The sequence below is a fragment of the Pseudomonas sp. TUM25319 genome (genome assembly GCF_056388475.1).
The window spans coordinates 3534826-3556299 of record NZ_CM150751.1 but is presented as its reverse complement, the minus strand read 5'-3'; the positions used below and the strand labels follow the sequence as shown (position 1 = coordinate 3556299).

The following is a 21474-nucleotide window of genomic DNA, read 5'->3' as shown; positions in this document are numbered from 1 at the left end:
CAACCTGCGCGATGCCTCCCAGGCCAACCGCGAGATGGCCGGCAACATGAATGATGCCGCCGGACGCCAGCGCGAGGCTGTCGAGCTGGTGTCCACCGCCTTCAATGAAATGGTCGCCACCGCCAACGAAGTCGCCCGCTCCTGCAGCAGCGCCGCCGATGCGGCGGAAAACGGCCATCGACGGGTCGCCGAAGGCAAGCAGCAGATCGAGCAGACCACCGACAACGTCAACCGCCTCAGCCACCGCCTGAGCGAATCGTCCAGGGCCATGGTCGAGCTTGAACAGGGCAGCCGCGATATCAACCAGATCCTCGGCACCATTCGCGCCATCGCCGAGCAGACCAACCTGCTGGCGCTGAACGCCGCCATCGAGGCCGCCCGCGCCGGCGACCAGGGCCGCGGTTTCGCCGTGGTTGCGGATGAAGTACGGGCGCTGGCCAAGCGCACCGCCGATTCCACCGGCGAGATCGATCAGTTGCTCGGCACCCTCGGCAGCAAGACCCAGGAAGTGTCGCAGAAGATGGAAAGCTGCCTGGACCTGTCCCAGGCCAGCGTGTCGTCCATCGCCAGTGCACGGGACAGCTTCGAAGGCATCCAGTTGTCGGTGAACGAAATCCGCGACCAGAACCTGCAGATCTCGGCGGCGGCCGAGGAGCAACACAGCGTCGCCGAAGAGATCAACCGGCATATCCAGCAGATCTACGACGAAGCCCGCCGTGTCGAGGAGTTGGCGAGCGCAGCGCAGCAGGATTCCGGACGCCTGTCGGAGCTGTCGCAGGAGTTGAATGGCCTGGTCGGCCGCTTCAAATCCTGATAGCCGTGGCGCAGGTATCAGCCTTGATACTTGCGCCGTTCTCAAGCAGGGTGCGTGTTCGTTCGACACGGAAGCTTTTCATGCGCCCTCTTCCTCTTGCCTTTGCCGCGCTGTGCACCTTCCCTCTGGCGGTACAGGCCGACACCGGTTTCGACCAGCAGATTCGCGACGCCGCCCAGGCGCTGATGCGCGACAACGGCATTCCCGGCCTGGCCATCGCCATCACCGACAACGGCCGGCAGCATTTTTACGAATTCGGCGTCGCCGACACGGCCAGTCACCAGGCGGTGACCGGCGACACCCTGTTCGAGCTGGGCTCCATCAGCAAGACCTTCGCCGCCACCCTGGCCGGCTATGCCCAGGCCCAGGGAAAACTCTCGATGACCGCCCGCGTCGACGACTACCTGCCGGAACTGGCCGGTACAGCGTTCGGCAAGCTCAGCCTGATCAACCTCGCCACCCACACCACCGGCGGCATGCCGTTGCAGTTTCCCGATTCGGTCAGCGACAACGACACCTTGCTGGTCTGGCTCAAGGACTGGAAACCGGAACATCCGGCCGGCACCTGGCGCACCTATGCCAACCCGAGCATCGGCATGCTTGGCATGATCGCCGCCCGGCAATTGCAGATGCCCTATCGCACCGCCCTGCAGGACCACCTGCTGCCCGGCCTCGGGCTCAGGCACACTTTTATCGAGGTACCCAAGGACCAGCAGGCGCTGTACGCCTGGGGCTACGACAAGAATGGGCAGGCGGTGCGGGTCAACCCCGGCGTACTGGCGGACGAAGCCTACGGCGTGAAAAGCACCAGCCATGACCTGCTGCGCTTCGTCGAGGCCAACCTGGGCCGCGTCGAACTGGCGCCGCCGCTCAAGGAGGCGCTGGCGCAGACCCATCGCGGTTATTTCCGCCGCGGTGCCATGACCCAGGACCTGATCTGGGAGCAGTACGACGCGCCGCTGGCGTTGCAGACCCTGTTGGACGGCAACGACAACCGCACCGCACTGCTCGGCGCACCGGTCGAGACGATCACCCCGCCGCTGGCGCCAAAACCGCAGGTGTGGCTGAACAAGACCGGCTCGACCAACGGCTTTGGCGCCTATGTGGCACTGGTTCCGGAAAAGCAGTGGGGCATCGTGATTCTGGCCAACCGCAATTACCCCAATACCGAGCGGGTAAAGCTGGCGTGGCGGGTGTACGGTTTGCTGGAGGGTCAGGCCGGGCGATGACCATCGGTGCTGCTGAAGGCGTCATCGCCGGCAACGCCGGCTCCCACTGTGACACTCTCCTGGGGCACTCCAGGGTGCGGAGGTCATTCCCGGGATGATGGTGCGCCGCAAGCCTCGTGGGAGCCGGCGTTGCCGGCGATGAGCCATGCGCTACAGCGCGTCTTCAACGAAGGGCAGCCGGTCCTGGCCGAAGAACATCTCGTCGCCGACGAAGAAGGTCGGTGCGCCAAACACCCCACGGCGCACCGCCTCTTCCGTGACGCTTTTCAGTGCCTCCTTCACTTGCGCATCGCCCACCCAGGCGGCGAAGGCGTCCGGCTCGAAGCCCGCCTCCACCAGCACCTGCGCCACGACCGCCGGATCGCCGAGGTTGCGTGCGCCCACCCACAGCGCCGTGAACATCGCTGCCAGGTAATCCTCGAAGCGCTCGGGCTGGTGCCGTTGCACAGCGACGGCACCGCGCATCAGTGTCAGGGTGTTGATCGGAAAGTGCTGGCTGAAACGCAGCGTCACCCCGTAGCGGGCGGCATAACGCTGGAAATCGATGCAGGTATAGCGGGCCTTGGCCGGTACGGTGACCGGCGAGCTGTTGCCGGTGGCCTGGAACACACCGCCCAGCAGCATGGGACGCAACACCACACTGGCGCCATGCGCGGCGCGCAGGCGCGCAAGCTGGGTCCAGGCCAGGTAGCTGGCGGGGCTGCCGAGATCGAAGAAGAATTCGACGGTCTTGCTCATGAAATACAGGTCCTTGTGTGAAGGTGAGCCATTTCAGTGGAAACGGGCGGCGGCTTACCAGCGCTCCATCCACGGGCGCAGGTCCAGTTCGAAGGTCCAGGCATCGCGCGGCTGGGCGTGCAGGTGCCAGTAGTTGTCGGCGATATGGCCAGGATCGAGGATGCCGTCTTGTTCCCTGAGCGCGTAGCGCTCCGGGAAACTGTCACGGATGAACGCCGTATCGATGGCGCCGTCCACCACCACATGGGCGACATGGATGTTTCGCGGCCCCAGCTCCCGCGCCATGCTCTGGGCCAGGGCGCGGATGCCGTGCTTGGCCCCGGCGAAGGCGGCAAACCCCGCAGCCCCGCGCAAGCCGGCAGTGGCGCCGGTAAACAGAATGGTGCCACGCTCGCGGGTGACCATGCGCCGAGCCACCGCCTGCGCGGTGAGAAAGCCGGCGAAACAAGCCATTTCCCAGATCTTGAAATACTTGCGCGGGGTCTCCTCGAGGATGCTGCACGGCACGTTGGCGCCGATGTTGAAGACGAATGCCTCGATCGGGCCGATGCTGCTCTCGATCTGTTCAATCAGCGCTGCCACCTCCTCTTCCTTGCGTGCATCGGAAGCAAAACCGTGGGCCTGGCCACCTTCGGCACGGATCTCGTCGAGCAGTGGCTGGAGTTTGTCGGCACTGCGCCGCGTCACGCAGGCAACATAGCCCTCCCGGGCAAACCGCTTGGCGATGGCCCCGCCAGTGGCGTCGCCCGCACCGATCACCAGTACGACTTTGTTGTTTTCGTTCATGGGTGTCGCCCTTTTGATGAATGATCGTTTAGTAAATGAACGCTATGCTATGATTCCGACACCCGTCAAGCGTGTCACAGAGGATTTCGAGCGTGCGCTACTCCAACGAGCACAAGGAGCAGACCCGGCAGAAGCTGGTGCAGAGCAGCGGCGCCCTGGCCAAGCAGGGCGGCTTCTCCGCTACCGGCGTAGCCGGCCTGATGAAGGCCATTGGCCTCACCGGCGGCGCCTTCTACAACCACTTTCCGTCCAAGGACGACCTGTTCAGCGAGATCGTCCGACAGGAGTTGTCCCACAGTTTCATCAACCTGAAGACACAGACCGGCGACCTGACCTGCGACAAACTGCGGCGCTGCCTCGATCAGTACCTGAGCATGGCCCATCTGGAAAACCCGGAAAACGGCTGCGCCCTGCCGACCCTGGGCGCGGAGATCGCCAGGGCCGATATCAAGGTGCGGGAGGAAGCCGAGCATTGGCTCAGCGCCTTGCATGAGGCGTGGGCAGGGATTCTGGAAGATGACGCCCTGGCCTGGGTATTGCTCAGCCAATGCGTGGGCGCCCTGCTGGTGGCGCGGATGCTGGCCAGCGATGACAGCCGCCAGGCCGTGCTGGCCGCCAGTCGCGGATTCGTGCACAAGGCGCTGGAGCCAGCGCCCTGAACCCTCAGTGCAGGTCGTTGCGCCGGTAGAGGCTCAGGCCCACCGCCAGTACCGCGAGCATGCCGGCGCAGCCACGGTTGATCCCGCACATCACCCGTGCGGAAAACGAGCGCACCGCGTGCCGTCCGCCCAGGGCGTAGACGATCATCATCAGGCAGTCGAGGGAGGCGGTGATCACCGCAAGGATGAGGTATTGCTGCAGCACCGGCTGGTCCGGGCGAATGAATTGCGGCAGAAACGCCGAGAAGAACAGCAATCCCTTGGGGTTGGACAGGCCGACGAACAACGCCCGCAGAAAACTGGAGCGCCCAGAGACCGCCGCCGCGGCGCCATCAGCATTCAGCGCCCGCACCGGCGCCCGCCAGAGCACCACCGCCAGGTACAACAGGTAGGCGGCGCCGACCCACTTCACCAGGCTGAACAACTGCTCGGATGCCTGCAGCAAGGCACCGAGGCCGCACCCCACGGCGCCGATCAGAATCAGGTCGGAGAGCATCGCCCCGGCCATGCCGAAGCCGGCCACACGCATGCCATGGGTAGCGCCATTGTTCAGGGCCAGCAGCATGGCCGGGCCGGGCGTGATCATCACCGCACTGGCGGCGATGACGTAGAGCAGAAGAGTCGAGGCGTCCATGACGGCTCCAGGCAGATCGAAGCGCGCAAGGATGCCTGCGCCGCCGACGCCACTCAAGCCCCTGTACACTTTGTCGGCAGCCGGTAACAAAATGCCATGCATCCGGTCCAACGGATGTCCCAGACTTTCACCACGCCCATCCGGCAGGAGCTTCATGTCCATCCGTTCGACGTTCAGGCATTGTCCTGCCCTGCTGCTTTGCCTGACCCTGGGCTTCACCCCGACGGCACCCGCCGCCACGCCGGCCAACGGTCAGACCGACGACCTGTTCACACTGATCGACAACGTCTCTCGCATGGCCTCGTCGGGGCTGGCCAGTTGGCTGAAACTGTCCCGGGACACCGCGGTCGCCTCGGGCGTCGAGCCGATCCCCCTGCACATTCGCGCGCAACTGGAGCCCTGGTATGACTTCCAGGTACTCGATGCCGCCCGCTTTCAAGTGGGCAACCCGCAGCAACTGGACGCCGCCAGCGCGTTCCTGCAGAACCCCGATGTCAATGCCGTGACCCTGGTGGACGTCATCGTCTTTCGCAATGCCAGCGACGCGCAGGACAACGTCGCCCTCTGGGCCCACGAACTCAAGCACGTCCAGCAGTACCAGCAATGGGGCGTGGACGACTTCGCCACCCGTTACACCCGGGATTTCGATGCCGTGGAGGCACCTGCCTATGCCATCCAGGCCGAGGTGGCCAAAGCCCTGAAACCGGTCCCTGGCGCGATCCTGGCAGCCCGTCCGGCAACGCGTTGAGGCTGGCATCGCACTGCGACGTTGTCGTTCATATTCCCCGGCGCCGTCAGCCAGGTTCCGGAAGCCCGGCCACCCGGATACGGCGTCGGGCCGACGGTGCTTTCGTCAGGCGTGTAGGAATTTTCATCAGAAAATACCGAATTGTTCCACAGCTCTATACTCCACGTACTCATCGAACCTGATTCGACGTATCGTGAGCGGCCCGCCTGGACTGGCGGGTTCCACTCCTGAGTGACTCGGGAACAATCCATTCCTGATGCAGGAGTTGTGATGCACAAGATTCTGATCGTCGACGATCACCCAATGATCCGTTTTGCCACTCGTCTGCTGCTGGAGCGCGAAGGTTACGAGATCGTCGGCGAAGCCGGCGATGGCGTCGAAGCCGTTAGCCTGTGCCAGCAGTACGCACCTGAGGTGGTGGTTCTGGATCTCGGCCTTCCGCGCCTCGACGGCCTGACCGTTCTGGAAAGGCTGCGCGCCGTTGATCCGACGCCCCGAATCATCGCGTTCACCGGCCTGCCACCCCGTCTGTTCGCCAAGCGCTGCATCGAGGCCGGGGCATCGGCTTTCGTTCGCAAGGACGAAGACACACAGATTCTCACCGGCGCCCTCAAGGCGGTACTCAGCGGTTACTCCTATCTGCCCGACCTGGTGCGCATGGCGCCCCACACCCAGTCCGAAGCCAAGCGCCTGGAGCGTCTGTCGAACCGTGAGTTCGAGGTCATGCGGCAACTGGCCAAGGGCGCGACCAACAACGAAATCGCCGAGGCGATGATCCTGAGTTCCAAGACCATCAGCACCTACAAGACCCGCATCATGGACAAACTCCACGTCCGATCCCTGGCGGAACTGCTGGACGTGGCCAATCGCCACGAAATGAACTGAACGCAAATGAAAACTCGCCTGCTTGGCGCCTGGGGAGTCGGCGGCCTGATCCTCCTGCTGCCGGCCCCGCTACCGGCGGTGGAGCAGGCAGCATCGCGCGAACTGCTCGCCCGCTCGATCGCCAGCAGCGCGCCACCGGCCCTGAGCGTCGAGGACCGACGCTGGCTGGAGCGCAAGAAAGTCCTGCGCCTGGGCACCTCGGCTCCTGACTATCCGCCCTTCGACATCACGGTCAGCCAGCGCGACTACGAGGGCCTTACCGCCGATTACGCCGGCCTGCTGGCCGAGCAACTGAAGATCGACCTGCAGGTCCTGCACTACCCCAGCCGCGGCGCCGCTATCCAGGCGCTGCACCGGGGCGATATCGACCTGCTGGGCAGTGCCAACGGCTACGAAGGCGCCGACCGCGAACTCCTGCTGAGCCTGCCCTATGCCGACGACCAGGCGATCATCGCCACGCCGCTGGGCAAGCCGCGCGCCCCCGACGACGACCTGGCAGGCGCGCGCCTGGCGATGGTCGATCACTACTTGCCGGTCGAGCGTATCCGCCAGGTCTATCCCCGCGCCACGCTGCAGCTCTATGCGTCGAACCTGGCGGCGCTGGCGGCGCTGACCCAGGGCAAGGCCGACGCCTTCATCGGCGATGCCATCAGCGCCGATTACCTGATCGGCAATCATTATCGCGACAGCGTGCAGATTGCCTGGTATGTCAAACCATTGCGCGCGTCGTTCAGCTTTGCTCTCGAACACGACAACGACGTCCTGCTGCGCCTGCTCGACAAAGCCTTGGGCAACCTCTCGGAAAGCGACCGGGTCAACGTTGCCCGGCGCTGGAGCAGCGGCCTGAACAGTGCACTGCTCAACCGCGGCGCCCTGGCCCTGACGCCGCAGGAGCAGGCGTGGATCAGCCAGCATCCGAGCGTGCGGGTAGCGATCAACAAATACTTCGCCCCGCTGACGTTCCTCGATGACAAGCAGCAGTTTCGCGGCATCACCGCCGACCTGCTGGAGCAGATAGGCTTGCGCACTGGCCTGTCATTCCAGATCGTCGAAGCCGACTCGGTGCCTGCCATGATCGCACTGGTGGAAAACGGCCAGGCAGACCTGGTCGGCACCTTGCCTTACGGCGCCGAGCGCGCCCGCACGCTCGACTTCACCCGCCCTTACCTGACCACCCCCAGGGTGCTGGTGACCGCCGTTCGCGCCGATGCGCCGGACAGCCCCGAGGCGCTGCGTGGCAAGCGCCTGGCACTGATTCGTGGCGCCCCGTTCACCGAGCGCTTGCGCAGGGAGTATCCGGGCATCGAACTGGTCGAGGTGGACGACCCGCTGGCGCTGATGGAGTACGTCGCCCAGGGGCGTGCGGATGCCGCGATCAGTTCGCAGATCAACGCCGCCTATTTCATCAGTCGCCTGTTCAAGGACCGCCTGCGCATCGCCGCCCTGCTGGACGACAACCCGGCCACGGCGGCGTTCGCCACCGCCCGTGGCGACACCGAACTGCATTCGATCCTGGAAAAGACGCTGCTGAGCATCGAGCCGGACGAAATGACCTTGCTGGCCAACCGCTGGCGCACCAATGCCCTGATCAGCGACAACCCGTGGCGCAACTACCGCGGCCTGGTGCTGCAGATTCTCATCGTCGCGGGCCTGGCGATCGCTGCGGTGGTGCTGTGGAACCGCTACCTGCGTCGTCTGATCGATCAGCGCAGCCAGGCCGAAGAGGCCCTGCAGCGTCAGCTGAAGATCAGCGAAGGTCTGCTGCAGGAACTGCGGCTGGCCAAAGAAGCGGCCGACAGCGCCAGCCTGGCCAAGAGCTCCTTCCTCGCCACCATGAGCCACGAAATCCGCACCCCCATGAACGCGGTGATCGGCCTTCTGGAACTGGCCCTCAAGGACGCCGCGCAGGGCCGTGTCGACCAACCGTCGCTGCAGGTGGCGTTCGATTCCGCCAGCAGCCTGCTGGAGTTGATCGGCGATGTGCTGGATATCGCCAGGATCGAAGCCGGGCATATGGCCCTGGCGCCGCAGCCCACCGACTTGCCGGCGTTGATCCGCGCGACCGCGCAGGTGTTCGCCAGTAGCGCCCACCTGAAGGGGCTGGCGCTCGAGCTCGACCTGAGTGGCGCGGACCGAGCCGTGCTGGTCGATCCGCTGCGGTTGCGCCAGGTGCTGTCGAATCTGTTGAGCAATGCGGTCAAATTCACCGAGCGCGGCGGGGTCCGGGTGTTGCTTTGCGGGGCCGAGGAGCCTGATACGTCGGGCGTACGCCTGACCCTGAGCGTGGAAGACAGCGGCATCGGCATCAGCGCAGAGGACCAGACCCGACTGTTCAGTCCCTTCGCCCAGGCCGGCTCGCAGCCGGCGCGTCAGGGCACCGGGCTCGGCCTGATGATCAGCCGCACCCTGTGCGAGCTGATGGGCGGCACGCTGCACCTGACCAGCGAACCAGGGCGCGGGACCCGGATCGACGTCAGCCTGACCCTGCCCTGGGCCACCGAACCTGAAACCGGCGAGACCGGCACGAGCGAAACCCCGAGCCAGAGCCCGTCGCTGAATATCCTGGTGGTGGACGACTACCCTGCCAATCTGATGCTGCTGGAAAAACAACTGGGCGTGCTTGGCCACCGCGTCAGCCAGGCGAGCGACGGCACCGCCGGCCTCGAGGCCTGGCGCGCAGGCCAGTTCGACGTGCTGATCACCGACTGCAACATGCCGGGCATGGACGGGCACGGGCTGGCCAGGGCAGTGCGTGCCGAGGAAGCCGCGAACGGGCGCCAGCGTTGCCTGATCCTCGGCCTCACCGCCAATGCCCAGGCACAAGAACGGGAGCGCTGCCTGGCCTCAGGGATGGACGACTGCCTCTTCAAACCCATCGGACTGGGCGCCCTGCGCCAGCACCTCGGCGGCCCGGGCCGAACGGCACTGGCGGCAAGGACCGAGGAAGACGACAGCGGTTTCGATCTTGAAGCATTGCGTCACCTGACCCTGAACGACCCGCAGTTGATCCGCAGACTGGTGCAAGAGCTGGCCCACAGCACCCGCCAGGACCTTGCCGCCCTGCGCGCCCTTGCCCCCGACGCACCTGCCGCCGCGCTGAAAGCCCTGGCGCACCGCATTCGCGGCGGGATGAAAATGCTCAAGGCACGGGGATTGGTCGCCCATTGCGACGCACTCGAGCAGGGCTGCACCCTGGGCGCGGGGGAAACAGAGCGGGATCGACTCAAGCGGCAACTGGAACACAGCCTCGAAGGCTTGCTGCGCAAGCTGAATGTCGAGGCAGACCCCGGGCAGCGGTGACATCAGGGGCTAGACTTTCCGACACCCCTTCAGGAGAGTCGACCATGGACGAGCCACAGGGCAAGCCCCCCACCTTCTGGCAATTGCTGCACAGCATCCTCGCCGCCGCCTTCGGCGTGCAAAGTGGCAAGAACCGCGCCCGCGACTTCACCCACGGCAAACCCTCGCACTTCATCGCCATGGGTACCGCCTTCACCCTGGTGTTCATTCTGGTGCTGTACGGGTTGGTGCAGCTGGCCCTTCATCTCACCAGCCGCTGAAACGAAAACCGCCCGCGGGGTCCATGCCGCAGGCGGTTTCTGTCGCTGGATCACGGTTGAATGTTTTCGAATCAGCCTCAGCGTTCCGTCACTGATGGCTGACCCAGTACACGGCGGTTACGACGACCAGGACGATCAGGCAGAGAATTGCCCACGCATCGACACTGCTGTCCGTCTTGCCGGTTTTGGTCGGATTTCCCATTGCATCGCCTCTTTTGTAGTGGTTATGGGAATGCACACCTTCAGCAGTTAAGTTCAGCAATCTCCTTTGCTCAAGAAGGGATATTTACCACTCGGCGGACGAACGGAGACGGCGCCAAACGCTAGCCAGTCTCACTTAGACCAAAACGTTATTTTCATATGCAAAAACTTCACTTTTTCACATAAATACAACCTGCTATCTTTCCACGGCTCCGCATCCGGAGTGCGCGGCCGTGCGCGCGATTAGCTGCAAGCAGCTTGAGAACAGGACCCCTATGTACGTATACGACGAGTACGATCAGCGGATCATCGAGGACCGCGTCAAGCAGTTCCGGGATCAGACGCGCCGCTATCTGGCCGGCGAGCTGAGCGAAGAAGAATTCCGCCCCCTGCGCCTGCAGAATGGCCTCTACATCCAACGTTTTGCCCCGATGCTGCGGGTCGCCGTGCCTTACGGCCAGCTGACTTCCCGCCAGACCCGCATGCTGGCGAAGATCGCACGCGACTACGACAAGGGCTACGCGCACATCAGCACCCGGCAGAACGTGCAGTACAACTGGCCTGCACTGGAAGACATCCCCGAGATTCTTGCCGAACTGGCTACCGTGCAGATGCATGCGATCCAGACCAGCGGCAACTGCCTGCGCAACGTGACCACCGACCAGTTCGCCGGCGTGGCCGCCGACGAGCTGATCGACCCGCGTCCATGGTGTGAAATCGTCCGCCAGTGGACCACCTTCCACCCTGAATTCGCCTACCTGCCGCGCAAGTTCAAGATCGCCATCAACGGTTCCACCAGCGACCGCGCGGCCATCGAAGTGCACGACATTGGCCTTGAGCCGGTGCACAACGCTGCCGGCGAGCTGGGCTTCCGTGTTCTGGTGGGTGGCGGCCTGGGCCGTACCCCGGTGGTCGGCGCCTTCATCAACGAGTTCCTGCCGTGGCAGGACCTGCTGAGCTACCTCGACGCCATCCTGCGCGTGTACAACCGTTACGGCCGTCGTGACAACAAGTACAAGGCGCGGATCAAGATCCTGGTCAAGGCCCTCACCCCTGAAGTGTTCGCCGAGAAGGTCGAGGCCGAGATGGCCCACCTGCGGGGCGGCAGCACCACCCTGACCGAAGCCGAAGTGCATCGCGTCGCCAAGCACTTCGTCGATCCGGCCTACAAGGCCCTGGACAACCTCGACGCCCAGCTTGCCGAGCTCGATCAGCAGCATCCGGGCTTCGCCCGCTGGCGCGTGCGCAACACCCTGGCGCACAAGAAGCCGGGCTACGTGGCCGTTACCCTGTCGCTCAAGCCTACGGGCGTCGCTCCCGGCGACCTGACCGACAAGCAGCTCGACAAGGTCGCCGACCTGGCCGATCGCTACAGCTTCGGCCAGCTGCGCACCTCCCACGAGCAGAACATCATCCTCGCCGACGTCGAGCAGAGCGAACTGCACGCCCTCTGGCTGGAACTGCGCGAGCACGGCTTCGCCACGCCGAACATCGGCCTGCTGACCGACATCATCTGCTGCCCAGGTGGTGATTTCTGCTCCCTGGCCAACGCCAAGTCGATCCCTATCGCCGAATCCATCCAGCGCCGCTTCGACGACCTGGACTACCTGTTCGACATCGGTGAACTGGACCTGAACATCTCCGGCTGCATGAACGCCTGCGGCCACCACCACGTCGGCCACATCGGCATTCTCGGCGTGGACAAGAAAGGCGAGGAGTTCTACCAGGTTTCCCTCGGTGGCAGCGCCAGCCGCGACGCCAGCCTGGGCAAGATCCTCGGCCCCTCCTTCGCCCAGGACGACATGCCGGATGTGATCGAAAAGCTGATCGCCGTGTACGTCGAGAAACGTACCGAAGACGAGCGCTTCATCGACACCTACCAGCGTATCGGCATCGACCCTTTCAAGGAACGCGTCTATGCAGCGAATCATTAAGAACAACCAGATCGTCGACGAAACCTGGCACCTGCTGCCCAAGGACGTGACCCTGGACCAACTGACCAACTGCGACGACTACATCGTGCCGCTGCAGCTCTGGCGTGAACACGCCCACGCCCTCAAGGCCCGCGACGGCGGCCTGGGCGTGTGGCTGGACAGCGATGAAGAAGCCGAGGAAATCGGTGAAGACGTGGGTCATTTCCAGGTCATCGCCCTGAACTTCCCGGCCTTCACCGACGGCCGCAACTACTCCAACGCCCGCCTGCTGCGCGACCGCTACAAGTTCACCGGTGAACTGCGCGCCATTGGCGACGTGCTGCGCGACCAGCTGTTCTACATGGCCCGTTGCGGTTTCGATGCCTTCGCCATCCGTGCCGACAAAAACCCGGAAGAGGCGCTGGAAAGTCTCAAGGACTTCTCGGTGACCTACCAGGCCGCCACCGACGAACCGCTGCCGCTGTTCCGTCGTCGCTGATCGCTGCTTGAAATGAAAAGCCCCGCCAGTGATGGCGGGGCTTTTTCGTTTTCGATGTGCGGGTACTGGCCTCATCGCTGGCAAGCCAGCGCCCACAGATTGTCTAAGGCGCAGGACCCAGTGGGAGCTGGCCTTGCCAGCGATGAGGCCCTGAAGATCAGCGCCAGCGGCTGATCCGGCTCCACAACCCCAGGACGGTGTTCTCGATCGAACCGCTGGCCGCCAGCCCTACCCTTTCCTGCAGGCTTTTACGCTCGGCGAAATGCAGGTGGTACAAGTTCGCGCTGCGGGAACGCTCGCTGAGGTATTCGTCGCTGGTCTTGAGCTCGTCCACCAGTTGCTTGTTCAGCGCCGCAACGCCCAGCCAGACCTCACCGGTAGCCACATCGTCGATGTGCAGTTGCGGGCGATAACGGGACACGAAGTCCTTGAACAATTGATGGGTCACGTCCAGGTCTTCCTGGAATTTCTCCCGGCCCTTCTCGGTGTTCTCGCCGAACACGGTGAGGGTGCGCTTGTACTCCCCGGCGGTGAGCACTTCGAAGTCGATATCGTGCTTCTTCAGCAGACGATTGACGTTGGGCAACTGCGCCACCACGCCGATGGAGCCGAGGATGGCGAACGGCGCACTGACGATGCGCTCGCCAATGCAGGCCATCATGTAGCCGCCACTGGCGGCGACCTTGTCGATGCACACGGTCAGCGGAACGCCTGCCTGACGAATCCGCGCCAGTTGCGAGGCGGCCAGGCCATAGCTGTGCACCATGCCGCCACCGCTCTCCAGGCGCAGCACCACTTCGTCCCGTGACGTGGCCAGGCTCAGCAAGGCGGTGATCTCATGGCGCAGGCTGTCGGTGGCGGACGCCTTGATGTCGCCGTCGAAATCCAGCACGAACACCCGCGGCTTGTCGTCGGCCACGGCTTTCTTCTGCTTCTTCTGCTCCTTGGCCTGCTGCTTGCGCAGGGCCTTGAGCTGATGCTTTTCCAGCAGCCCCGACTCCAGGCGCTCGCGCAAATCCTTGTAGAACTCGTTGAGGCGGGTGACCTGCAAGTTCCCGCCGGCCTTGCGCCGGCCCTTGCCACGCATGCCGGCGATCGCCGACAGCACGACCAGCAGTGCAATCACCAGGGTGGCGGTTTTGGCGAGAAAGCTTGCGTACTCTGCAAGAAACTCCACGATTACTCCTTACTGACCTGCGCCCTCACGGCGCGAAAACGATAGTGAAGCATACCGGCGGCAGGAAGCGGTCGCCAGCGTAGGAAATGTCTCGCAAGCAGTTCAAACGCTCTTTTCAAACGCTTGTATGTTTTTTCGTTGACAGCCCGCTGGTGGCAACCTAACCTCGCCAGATCCAAACCGACCAGGCGCACCCCGTGGGCAGCATCTATCTGATTCGACATGGCCAGGCCTCTTTCGGCGCAGACGACTATGACGTCCTGTCTCCGGTGGGCATGCGCCAGAGCGAAGCCCTCGGTGACCACCTGAGCCAGCTTGGCCTGAATCTCGACCGTTGCCTGGCCGGCGACCTGCGCCGCCAGCAGGACACCGCCCGCCTCGCCCTGGCCCGCATGCAGGCTGCCGGCAGCGCAGTGCCGGAACTGGAAACCGACGCCGCCTTCAACGAGTTCGATGCCGACGCGGTGATCCGCGCCCTGCTCCCCGGCCTGTTGCCTGAAGAACCCGAAGCCCTGCATGTCTTGCGCAACGCGCGCCAGCACCGCGCCGAGTTCCAGCGCCTGTTCGCGTTGATCGTGCAGCGCTGGCACGGCGGCCAGCACGACAGCGAAGGCCTGGAAAGCTGGGCCGCGTTCGTCCGGCGCACCGGCGACGGCCTGCAACGCGTGCTCGCCCAGGCCGCCAGCGGTGACAATATCGCAATCTTCACCTCCGGCGGCACCATCGCCGCCCTGCTGCACCGTATCACCGGAATCAGCGCCAGCCAGGCTTTCGAGCTGAACTGGCAGATCATCAACACTTCGCTCAGCCAGCTGAAATTCCGCGGCAGCGAAGTGACCCTGGCCTCCTTCAACAGCCAAGCCCATGTGCGGCTGCTGAGGATTCCGGAACTCGTCACCTGGCGATGAGGTCCGGCCTGTATGACCCTGCGTAATTGCAACCACTCAATAAGGAAAACACCATGAGCGATGTCGCCAAAGCCGTTGAAGCCATGAAAGCCAAGTTCAACCCGAGCGCCGCCGCCGGCCTGGACCTGGTCTTCGGCTTCAACATCACCGACGAAGACAAGCACTACGCCCTGATCGTCAAGGATGGCACCTGCGAGATCCAGGAAGGCGAAAACGCCGACGCCAACTGCACCCTGGTGCTGGACAGCGAAACCCTCAAAGGCATCGTCAGCGGCGAAACCGACGGCATGCAGGCCTTCATGGGCGGCAAGCTGCGCGTCGAAGGCGACATGATGCTGTCGATGAAGCTCAGCGAGCTGTTCCCGGCCTAAGCGTCACGCCCATGGCAGAAAAAGACCGAAGCCTTCACCCGCTTCGGTTTTTTTTCGCCCGTCGATCCGGGGCATCAGGAGCGGTGATCGACCGGCAACACCCGCGCCAATAAGGCGTTGCGGCGCTTGGCAGTGATCCACGCGAGAATTAGATTAGCCAATGTTCCATGGCTACCAAAATAAGGGAAAAGCATGACGCTCACCGACCAGTCCACCCAGGTCCGCCCCGGCGAAGAACTCGATCCTGCCCTGATCGATCCGTACCTGAAGGCGAACATTGCCGGCCTCAGCGGTGTTCCGACCATCAGCCAGTTCCCCGGCGGCGCCTCGAACCTGACCTACCTGGTGACCTACCCGGAGCGCGAATTCGTACTGCGCCGGCCACCCTTCGGCCACAAGGCCAAGTCGGCCCACGACATGGGCCGCGAGTTCCGCATCCTCAACCAGCTCAACGACGGTTTCCCGTACTGCCCCAAGGCCTACGTGCACTGCACCGACGAGTCGCTGATCGGCGGCGAGTTCTACGTGATGGACCGGGTCAAGGGCATCATCCTGCGCTCCGACCTGCCGCCCGAACTGGGCTTCGACGCCAAAGACACCGAAGCACTGTGCAAGAGCTTCATCGACCGCCTGGTGGAGCTGCACCAGGTGGACTACCACGCCTGCGGCCTGGCTGACCTGGGCAAGCCGGAAGGCTACGTGCAGCGCCAGATCGAAGGTTGGAACAGCCGCTACGAGAAGGCCCTGACCCCGGATGCGCCACGCTGGGAAGCGGTGATTGCCTGGCTGCGGGAAAAACAGCCGGCGGACCACCCTCGCCCTGGCATCATCCACAACGACTACCGCTTCGATAACGTGATCCTCGACGCCGCCAACCCGATGCGCATCATTGGCGTACTGGATTGGGAGATGACCACCATCGGCGACCCCCTGATGGACCTGGGCAATACCCTGGCCTACTGGATCGAAGCCAGCGACCCGGCGCCAGTGCAACTGATGCGTCGCCAGCCGAGCAACGCCCCGGGCATGCTCACCCGCCGCCAGTTCGTCGACTACTACGCCGAACGCGCCGGCATCGAGATCAGCAACTTCGACTTCTACTACACCTACGGCCTGTTCCGCCTGGCCGGGATCGTCCAGCAGATCTACTACCGCTTCTACCACGGCCAGACCCAGGACAAGCGCTTCGCCCAGTTCATCCATATGAACAAGCTGCTGGAGCACATGAGCCTGCAGGTCATCGACGCCTCCAGCCTCTGACAACGACAAGAAGGAACCTCCCATGTCCAAGACCCAACTGTTCGACCTCGACGGCAAGATCGCCTTCGTCTCCGGCGCCAGCCGCGGCATCGGCGAAGCCATCGCCCACCTGCTGGCGCAACAGGGCGCCCATGTGATTGTCTCCAGCCGCAAGCTGGACGGCTGCCAGCAGGTCGCCGACGCCATCAATGCCGCCGGCGGCAAGGCCACCGCCGTCGCCTGCCACATCGGTGAGATGGAGCAGATCGGCGCGGTGTTTGCGGGCATCCGCGAGCAGTTCGGTCGCCTGGACATCCTGGTCAACAACGCCGCCACCAACCCGCAGTTCTGCAACGTGCTGGACACCGACCTGGGCGCCTTCCAGAAGACCGTGGACGTCAACATCCGCGGCTATTTCTTCATGTCGGTGGAAGCCGGCAAGCTGATGCGCGAAAACGGTGGTGGCAGCATCATCAACGTCGCCTCGATCAACGGCGTGTCACCGGGGGTGTTCCAGGGCATCTACTCGGTGACCAAGGCCGCCGTGATCAACATGACCAAGGTCTTCGCCAAGGAATGCGCCCAGTTCGGCATTCGCTGCAACGCCCTGCTGCCGGGCCTGACCGACACCAAGTTCGCCTCGGCGCTGGTGAAGAACGACGCCATCCTCAACACCGCGCTGCAGCAGATTCCGCTCAAGCGGGTGGCCGATCCGAAGGAGATGGCCGGTGCGGTGCTGTACCTGGCCAGCGATGCGTCCAGCTACACCACCGGTGTGGCGCTGAACGTGGATGGTGGGTTCCTGTCCTGATTCATCGGTGATTTTGCGGGCCAATCGCTGGCAAACCAGCTCCCACAGAGTTTTGAGCCGCGCCGCAATTGCGCGAAAAAACCCAAGACCCTGTGGGAGCTGGCCTACCAGCGATAAGGCCCTGAAGAAGCACACAAAAGCCCATGACAGGCGTACCATACCCACCTTCCGGCGAGCCCTTCTCGCCTGCCCCTGTCGCTCAAGAAATCCCCATGCCTTTCGAACTCAGTGTTGACCTCACCACCCTCGCCATTCTCGCCGCAGTCGCCTTCGTCGCCGGTTTCATCGATGCCATCGCCGGCGGCGGCGGCCTGCTGACCACACCCGCCCTGCTCACCGCCGGCATGCCACCGCACCTGGTGCTGGGCACCAACAAGCTCAGCTCCACCTTCGGCTCGGCCACCGCCGGCTTCACCTACTACCGCCGCAAACTGTTCCATCCGGCGCAATGGAAGCACGCGCTGGTCGGCACCCTGGTCGGTGCGCTGCTGGGTGCGGTGATCGCCCATTACCTGCCGGCCGAATGGCTGAACAAGATGCTGCCGGTGATCGTCTTTGCCTGTGGCGTCTACCTGCTGTTCGGCGGCACGCCCAAGGCGCCGCTGGATGCCGATGTGCCGGTGAAGAAGAAGTGGCAGTTCCCCCAGGGCTTCACCCTCGGTTTCTACGACGGCGTCGCCGGCCCCGGTACCGGCGCGTTCTGGACCGTCAGTACCCTGCTGCTGTACCCCATCGACCTGGTCAAGGCCAGCGGCGTGGCGCGCAGCATGAACTTCGTCAGCAATGCCGCGGCGCTGTCGGTGTTCATCTTCTCGGGCCAGGTGGACTGGCTGGTGGGCTTGTCGATGGGCTCGGCACTGATGGTCGGCGCTTTCTTCGGCGCCCGAACCGCCATCAGTGGCGGTTCGAAGTTCATTCGCCCGGTGTTCATCACCGTGGTGCTGGCGCTGACCGTGCGCCTAGCGTGGCAGCACTGGTTCGGCCAGGCCTAGGCGACGGGCCACGTAGAGGTCGATCAGGTAGCGGGCGATGGAACGCCCTGCCGGCAGCGGCGGCAGCGCATCGACCCGGAACCACTGGGCATCCTCGATCTCGTCCGGCTGCATGACGATCTCGCCGCCGGCGTACTCGGCATGGAAACCCAGCATCATCGAGTGCGGGAACGGCCAGCACTGGCTGGCGACGTACTGGATGTTCTTCACCTCGATCGCCACTTCCTCGCGCACTTCCCGCACCAGGCAGTCCTCTGCCGACTCGCCGGGCTCGGCGAAACCGGCCAGCGTACTGTAGACCCCGGTGACGAAGCGCGGCGAGCGCGCCAGGAGGATTTCGTCGCCACGGGTGATGAGCACGATCATGCTCGGCGAGATCCGCGGATAGCTGCGCAGATCGCAAGGCTGGCAGTACATCGCCCGCTCCCCCGGCACCTGGACCATGGCCTGGCCGCAACTGCCGCAGAAACGATGCTCGCGGGCCCAGGTGGAGATCTGCGCCGCGTAACCGAGGATCTTGTAGGTATCGAAGTCGCCTTCGAGCATGAACTGACGCAGGCCGCGCCAACTGCAGCCCGGCAGCGCCTGGCTGCCGTGCAGTTCGATCAGGTAGACCGGCTGGCCATCGTAATGACCAATGCCGTGCTCGAAGCGGATATCCAGCTCCTGGCGCTTGAGCCAGTCACGGGGGAACAGCGCGCCATTGGCGTCCTGCATGAAGCCTTCGGCGCTGCGCACGACCGCCAGGCCGCCGTTGAGAGTCGTATCCAGTACCGCAGTGGTCCAACGCGCTGACATGTTCCCGTTCCTTAGCGGCTCGCCCCCCTGGTCAGTCGGCGAACTCCGGCTTCTGTTTGCTCATGTGGGCGGCGACGGCCACCCGCAGGTCGGTGGATTGCAGCATGGCGGCGTTCCAGGTGGCGATGTACTCCAGCCCATCGTCGATCCGGTGATCGCGCATGTAGCTGAGCATCTCCTTGGTGCCGGCCACGGCAATCGGGGATTTTCCCGCAATTTCCGCAGCAATGGCAAAGACTCCGTCGAGCAGGCTGCCGTGGTCGTCCCAGGTGCGGTTGACCAGACCGATGCGCCGGGCCTCTTCGGCATCGACAGTGCGCCCGGTATAGGCCAGTTCGCGCAGCAGTCCGTCACCGATGATGCGCGGCAAGCGTTGCAGGGTGCCGACATCGGCGGCCATGCCCATATCGATTTCCTTGATGGAGAACTGCGCATCGCTGGCCGCGTAGCGCATGTCGCAAGCCGCGATCAGGTCGATGGCGCCACCGATGCAGTAGCCCTGGATCGCCGCCAGCACCGGCTTGCGGCAATTATCGACGGCATTGAACGACGCTTGCATCTGCAGGATCTTGCGCCGCAGCAGGCGGGCGTTGCGGCCCACGTCCTTGCCCAGCTCGTTGGCGATCGAGGCCAGCATCATCAGGTCGATCCCTGAGGAAAAGTGCTTGCCGGCACCGCTGATCACCACGACCCGCGCCTCATCGGTGTCGTCGATCCACTGGAAAATCTCGACGATCTCGCTCCAGAACGCCGCATTCATGGCGTTGATCTTTTCCGGACGGTTGATCTGGACGTGGGCGATATGGTTCGACAGCTCGACCTTGAATGCGGTGTAGTCGGTCACGGCGACACTCCTTGAGCAGCAGATGTAGGAAGCTTCGGACTATATCGCACCCCGGACCCCGCACTTGTGCCAAAACCGGGACTGCACGTCTTGATCTTGCGTGACGCTTGCGGCACCGTGCGCAGGTCTTTGAATTATCAGGAAACATCTTCATGTCCACTTCCCTGGCCGGCGCTCTGGCCCACAACTTCCTCGGGCAGGCGCCGCGCTGGTACAAGGCGACCTTGTGCCTGTTCCTGCTGCTCAACCCTTTGCTGTTCTTCACGCTCGGTCCGGTGGTGACCGGCTGGGTGCTGGTGGTGCAATTCATCTTCACCCTGGGCATGGCACTCAAGTGTTACCCGCTGATGCCCGGCGGCCTGCTGATGGTCGAAGCCCTGTTGCTGGGCATGACCACGCCCCAGGCGCTGTACGAAGAGCTGCAGCACAACTTCCCGGTGATCCTGCTGCTGATGTTCATGGTGGCGGGGATCTACTTCATGAAGGATCTGCTGCTGTTTACCTTCTCGCGTATCTTGTTAGGTGTTCACTCCAAGACCTTGTTGTCACTGATTTTTTGCTTCCTGTGTGCTTTCCTCTCGGCATTTCTCGATGCGCTGACGGTGACGGCAGTGATCATCAGTGCGGCAGTCGGATTCTATGGTGTCTACCACCGGGTTGTCTCCGGCGGCAATCCGCGCGGCGAGGCCGGCATCGACAGCGACCAGCACATCCCCGAACTGGCCCGGGATGACCTGCAGCAATTCCGCGCGTTTCTGCGCAGCCTGCTGATGCACGGCGCCGTCGGCACGGCATTGGGCGGCGTCTGCACCCTGGTGGGCGAACCGCAGAACCTGTTGATCGGCCATGAAATGGGCTGGCGTTTCCAGGCCTTCTTCCTGAACGTCGCGCCGGTGTCATTGCCGGTGCTGGTGGCGGGCCTGGTGACCTGCGTTTTGCTGGAGAAACTGCGCTGGTTCGGCTACGGCACCCTGCTGCCCGACCGCGTACGTCAGGTCCTGGCCGCCCATGCCGCCGAGGACGACGCCCAACGCACCGCCCAGCAACGCGCCACCCTGCTGGTGCAGGGCATCGCCGCGCTGATCCTGATCGTCTGCCTGGGACTGCACCTCGCCGAAGTGGGCCTGATCGGCCTGCTGGTGATCGTGCTCATCACTGCCTTCACCGGCATCACCGACGAACACCGCCTGGGCCGTGCTTTCCAGGACGCCATGCCGTTCACCTCGCTGCTGGTGGTGTTCTTCGCGGTGGTGGCGGTGATTCACCAGCAGCAACTGTTCAGCCCATTGATCCATGCGGTGCTGGCACTGCCGGCCGACCAGCAGCCGGGCATGCTGTTCATCGCCAACGGCCTGCTCTCGGCCATCAGCGACAACGTGTTCGTGGCGACCATCTATATCACCGAGGTCAAGCAGGCCTTCCTCGACGGTGCCATGAGCCGTGAACACTTCGAGACCCTGGCGGTGGCGATCAACACCGGCACCAACCTGCCAAGTGTGGCGACGCCCAACGGGCAGGCGGCGTTCCTGTTCCTGCTGACCTCGGCGATTGCACCGCTGATCCGCTTGTCCTATGGGCGGATGGTGTGGATGGCACTGCCATACACCGTCGTGATGGGCGGTCTGGGCTGGTGGGCCGTCACCTACTGGCTGTGAAGCGATCGCTGGC

At 63.9% G+C, this 21474-nt stretch carries 21 protein-coding genes; 15 read left to right on the top strand and 6 right to left on the bottom strand.

Annotation, left to right across the window (positions count from 1 at the left end):
• Positions 1-34 precede the first annotated feature (34 nt).
• Together AC05QJ_RS16625 and ampC are read left to right on the top strand one after the other, a co-directional pair.
• Positions 35-814 (top strand): methyl-accepting chemotaxis protein, encoded by a 780-nt coding sequence (locus tag AC05QJ_RS16625; protein WP_476747954.1) that lies wholly within the window; start codon positions 35-37, stop codon positions 812-814.
• A gap of 80 nt (positions 815-894) precedes the next feature.
• Positions 895-2043, top strand: a complete 1149-nt coding sequence (ampC, locus tag AC05QJ_RS16620) for a class C beta-lactamase (RefSeq protein WP_476742416.1) — start codon at positions 895-897, stop codon at positions 2041-2043.
• A 150-nt stretch (positions 2044-2193) separates the two neighbouring features.
• Here the strand turns inward: ampC and AC05QJ_RS16615 are convergent, their stop codons facing one another.
• Together AC05QJ_RS16615 and AC05QJ_RS16610 are read right to left on the bottom strand one after the other, a co-directional pair.
• Positions 2194-2781: a 2-hydroxychromene-2-carboxylate isomerase gene (locus AC05QJ_RS16615; protein ID WP_476742415.1), complete on the bottom strand. Its 588-nt coding sequence runs from the start codon at positions 2779-2781 to the stop codon at positions 2194-2196.
• 54 nt (positions 2782-2835) lie between these two features.
• A complete protein-coding gene (locus tag AC05QJ_RS16610; RefSeq protein WP_476742414.1) occupies positions 2836-3567 on the bottom strand; it encodes an SDR family oxidoreductase in 732 nt (243 codons plus the stop codon).
• 92 nt (positions 3568-3659) lie between these two features.
• Between AC05QJ_RS16610 and AC05QJ_RS16605 the strand changes: the two genes are divergently transcribed.
• The gene (locus tag AC05QJ_RS16605) at positions 3660-4226 is read left to right on the top strand and encodes a TetR/AcrR family transcriptional regulator (protein ID WP_476742413.1); all 567 of its coding nucleotides are present in this window, start codon (positions 3660-3662) and stop codon (positions 4224-4226) included.
• Between the two features lie 4 nt (positions 4227-4230).
• On the opposite strand, the gene AC05QJ_RS16600 is transcribed toward AC05QJ_RS16605, so the two are convergent.
• The gene (locus AC05QJ_RS16600) at positions 4231-4860 is read right to left on the bottom strand and encodes a LysE family translocator (protein ID WP_476742412.1); all 630 of its coding nucleotides are present in this window, start codon (positions 4858-4860) and stop codon (positions 4231-4233) included.
• Positions 4861-5014: 154 nt separating this feature from the next.
• Here AC05QJ_RS16600 and AC05QJ_RS16595 point away from each other — a divergent pair, with 154 nt between their 5' ends.
• The 6 genes from AC05QJ_RS16595 (at position 5015) to AC05QJ_RS16570 (ending at position 12666) form a co-directional block, all read left to right on the top strand.
• The gene (locus AC05QJ_RS16595; RefSeq protein ID WP_476742411.1) at positions 5015-5608 is read left to right on the top strand and encodes an eCIS core domain-containing protein; all 594 of its coding nucleotides are present in this window, start codon (positions 5015-5017) and stop codon (positions 5606-5608) included.
• Positions 5609-5878: 270 nt separating this feature from the next.
• Positions 5879-6493, top strand: coding sequence for a response regulator (locus tag AC05QJ_RS16590; RefSeq protein ID WP_476742410.1), 615 nt, complete (start codon positions 5879-5881; stop codon positions 6491-6493).
• A gap of 6 nt (positions 6494-6499) precedes the next feature.
• Complete coding sequence (locus AC05QJ_RS16585; protein WP_476742409.1) at positions 6500-9793, top strand: transporter substrate-binding domain-containing protein; 3294 nt, start codon at positions 6500-6502, stop codon at positions 9791-9793.
• Positions 9794-9837: 44 nt separating this feature from the next.
• Positions 9838-10053 carry a DUF2970 domain-containing protein gene (locus AC05QJ_RS16580; protein WP_476742408.1) on the top strand — a complete coding sequence of 72 codons (216 nt, stop codon included), beginning with the start codon at positions 9838-9840 and terminating at the stop codon, positions 10051-10053.
• Between the two features lie 476 nt (positions 10054-10529).
• Positions 10530-12188 carry a nitrite/sulfite reductase gene (locus tag AC05QJ_RS16575; RefSeq protein WP_476742407.1) on the top strand — a complete coding sequence of 553 codons (1659 nt, stop codon included), beginning with the start codon at positions 10530-10532 and terminating at the stop codon, positions 12186-12188.
• A complete protein-coding gene (locus tag AC05QJ_RS16570) occupies positions 12172-12666 on the top strand; it encodes a DUF934 domain-containing protein (RefSeq protein ID WP_476742406.1) in 495 nt (164 codons plus the stop codon). Before AC05QJ_RS16575 ends, AC05QJ_RS16570 begins: the two co-directional genes overlap by 17 nt.
• Positions 12667-12823: 157 nt before the next feature.
• On the opposite strand, the gene sohB is transcribed toward AC05QJ_RS16570, so the two are convergent.
• A complete protein-coding gene (gene sohB, locus AC05QJ_RS16565) occupies positions 12824-13843 on the bottom strand; it encodes a protease SohB (protein WP_476742405.1) in 1020 nt (339 codons plus the stop codon).
• A gap of 197 nt (positions 13844-14040) precedes the next feature.
• Here sohB and AC05QJ_RS16560 point away from each other — a divergent pair, with 197 nt between their 5' ends.
• The 5 genes from AC05QJ_RS16560 (at position 14041) to AC05QJ_RS16540 (ending at position 18164) form a co-directional block, all read left to right on the top strand.
• Positions 14041-14751 carry a histidine phosphatase family protein gene (locus AC05QJ_RS16560; RefSeq protein WP_476742404.1) on the top strand — a complete coding sequence of 237 codons (711 nt, stop codon included), beginning with the start codon at positions 14041-14043 and terminating at the stop codon, positions 14749-14751.
• 53 nt (positions 14752-14804) lie between these two features.
• On the top strand, positions 14805-15122 hold the full coding sequence (locus AC05QJ_RS16555) for an SCP2 sterol-binding domain-containing protein (protein WP_330077932.1): 318 nt from the start codon (positions 14805-14807) through the stop codon (positions 15120-15122).
• A 192-nt stretch (positions 15123-15314) separates the two neighbouring features.
• The gene (locus tag AC05QJ_RS16550; protein WP_476742403.1) at positions 15315-16382 is read left to right on the top strand and encodes a phosphotransferase family protein; all 1068 of its coding nucleotides are present in this window, start codon (positions 15315-15317) and stop codon (positions 16380-16382) included.
• A 22-nt stretch (positions 16383-16404) separates the two neighbouring features.
• On the top strand, positions 16405-17172 hold the full coding sequence (locus AC05QJ_RS16545; RefSeq protein ID WP_476742402.1) for an SDR family oxidoreductase: 768 nt from the start codon (positions 16405-16407) through the stop codon (positions 17170-17172).
• 212 nt (positions 17173-17384) lie between these two features.
• Positions 17385-18164, top strand: coding sequence for a TSUP family transporter (locus AC05QJ_RS16540; RefSeq protein ID WP_476742401.1), 780 nt, complete (start codon positions 17385-17387; stop codon positions 18162-18164).
• On the opposite strand, the gene nudC is transcribed toward AC05QJ_RS16540, so the two are convergent.
• Both nudC and AC05QJ_RS16530 read right to left on the bottom strand, forming a co-directional pair.
• The gene (gene nudC, locus AC05QJ_RS16535; protein ID WP_476742400.1) at positions 18132-18962 is read right to left on the bottom strand and encodes an NAD(+) diphosphatase; all 831 of its coding nucleotides are present in this window, start codon (positions 18960-18962) and stop codon (positions 18132-18134) included. The two genes, AC05QJ_RS16540 and nudC, sit on opposite strands and share 33 nt — an antisense overlap.
• Positions 18963-18993: 31 nt before the next feature.
• On the bottom strand, positions 18994-19806 hold the full coding sequence (locus AC05QJ_RS16530) for a crotonase/enoyl-CoA hydratase family protein (protein WP_476742399.1): 813 nt from the start codon (positions 19804-19806) through the stop codon (positions 18994-18996).
• A 152-nt stretch (positions 19807-19958) separates the two neighbouring features.
• Here AC05QJ_RS16530 and nhaB point away from each other — a divergent pair, with 152 nt between their 5' ends.
• The gene (gene nhaB, locus AC05QJ_RS16525) at positions 19959-21461 is read left to right on the top strand and encodes a sodium/proton antiporter NhaB (RefSeq protein ID WP_476742398.1); all 1503 of its coding nucleotides are present in this window, start codon (positions 19959-19961) and stop codon (positions 21459-21461) included.
• Positions 21462-21474: the final 13 nt, after the last annotated feature.

Excerpts from the sequence above, each read along its gene's own strand:
- AC05QJ_RS16625 (WP_476747954.1), top strand. The coding sequence starts at position 35 with ATGGCCGGCAACATGAATGATGCCGCCGGACGCCAGCGCGAGGCTGTC.
- ampC (WP_476742416.1), top strand. The coding sequence starts at position 895 with ATGCGCCCTCTTCCTCTTGCCTTTGCCGCGCTGTGCACCTTCCCTCTG.
- AC05QJ_RS16615 (WP_476742415.1), bottom strand. The coding sequence starts at position 2,781 with ATGAGCAAGACCGTCGAATTCTTCTTCGATCTCGGCAGCCCCGCCAGC.
- AC05QJ_RS16610 (WP_476742414.1), bottom strand. The coding sequence starts at position 3,567 with ATGAACGAAAACAACAAAGTCGTACTGGTGATCGGTGCGGGCGACGCC.
- AC05QJ_RS16600 (WP_476742412.1), bottom strand. The coding sequence starts at position 4,860 with ATGGACGCCTCGACTCTTCTGCTCTACGTCATCGCCGCCAGTGCGGTG.
- AC05QJ_RS16595 (WP_476742411.1), top strand. The coding sequence starts at position 5,015 with ATGTCCATCCGTTCGACGTTCAGGCATTGTCCTGCCCTGCTGCTTTGC.
- AC05QJ_RS16590 (WP_476742410.1), top strand. The coding sequence starts at position 5,879 with ATGCACAAGATTCTGATCGTCGACGATCACCCAATGATCCGTTTTGCC.
- AC05QJ_RS16585 (WP_476742409.1), top strand. The coding sequence starts at position 6,500 with ATGAAAACTCGCCTGCTTGGCGCCTGGGGAGTCGGCGGCCTGATCCTC.
- AC05QJ_RS16580 (WP_476742408.1), top strand. The coding sequence starts at position 9,838 with ATGGACGAGCCACAGGGCAAGCCCCCCACCTTCTGGCAATTGCTGCAC.
- AC05QJ_RS16575 (WP_476742407.1), top strand. The coding sequence starts at position 10,530 with ATGTACGTATACGACGAGTACGATCAGCGGATCATCGAGGACCGCGTC.
- AC05QJ_RS16570 (WP_476742406.1), top strand. The coding sequence starts at position 12,172 with ATGCAGCGAATCATTAAGAACAACCAGATCGTCGACGAAACCTGGCAC.
- AC05QJ_RS16555 (WP_330077932.1), top strand. The coding sequence starts at position 14,805 with ATGAGCGATGTCGCCAAAGCCGTTGAAGCCATGAAAGCCAAGTTCAAC.
- AC05QJ_RS16550 (WP_476742403.1), top strand. The coding sequence starts at position 15,315 with ATGACGCTCACCGACCAGTCCACCCAGGTCCGCCCCGGCGAAGAACTC.
- AC05QJ_RS16545 (WP_476742402.1), top strand. The coding sequence starts at position 16,405 with ATGTCCAAGACCCAACTGTTCGACCTCGACGGCAAGATCGCCTTCGTC.
- AC05QJ_RS16540 (WP_476742401.1), top strand. The coding sequence starts at position 17,385 with ATGCCTTTCGAACTCAGTGTTGACCTCACCACCCTCGCCATTCTCGCC.
- nudC (WP_476742400.1), bottom strand. The coding sequence starts at position 18,962 with ATGTCAGCGCGTTGGACCACTGCGGTACTGGATACGACTCTCAACGGC.
- nhaB (WP_476742398.1), top strand. The coding sequence starts at position 19,959 with ATGTCCACTTCCCTGGCCGGCGCTCTGGCCCACAACTTCCTCGGGCAG.